General features: G+C 70.3%; 1 protein-coding gene. It reads left to right on the top strand.

The window, feature by feature from the left end:
- The coding region (locus QZH66_RS17980) for a transaldolase family protein (protein ID WP_305807172.1) at nt 1-626 on the top strand (626 nt) is incomplete at both ends.

The raw sequence follows: 626 nt of genomic DNA, 5'->3' as shown, positions 1-626 counted from the left end.
TCCAAACTCGCCCAGCTGCGCGAACTGTCCGTGGTGGTGGCCGATACCGGCGACTACGCGGCGATCCAGCGCCTGCAGCCGGTGGATTGCACCACCAATCCGACCCTGGTGAAGAAGGCGCTGGAGCTGCCGGTGTATGCGCCGCTGATCGAACGCGAGCTGCACTGGGGCCGTGCGCAGTCCGGTGAACCGGCCGCGATCGTGAACGCGGTGGCGGACCGCTTGACCGTGGGCGTGGGCACGCTGCTGGCCGGACTGGTGCCGGGCCGCGTCTCCACCGAGGTCGATGCCGACCAGGCCCACGACACCGCCGCCACCCTCGCCAAGGCGCGCCAGTTCATCGCCATGTACGAAGCGGCCGGGGTGCCGCGCGACAAGGTGCTGATCAAGATCGCCGCCACCTGGGCCGGCGTGGAAGCCGCGCGCGTGCTGCAGGCCGAGGGCATCGACTGCAACCTGACGCTGATCTTCAACCCGACCCAGGCGCTGGCCTGCGCCGAGGCCGGTGCGTTCCTGATCTCGCCGTTTGTCGGCCGCATCCTCGACTGGCACGTGGCCAACGGCCAGACCCCGGCCAGCATCGACGAGGACCCGGGCGTGCGCTTCGTGCGCGGCGTGTATGCCGA

The organism is Stenotrophomonas sp. YIM B06876 (genome assembly GCF_030711595.1).
GTDB lineage: Bacteria > Pseudomonadota > Gammaproteobacteria > Xanthomonadales > Xanthomonadaceae > Stenotrophomonas.
Note: the sequence above shows the minus strand (reverse complement) of the source record. Positions and strands in the feature narration are given on the sequence as shown.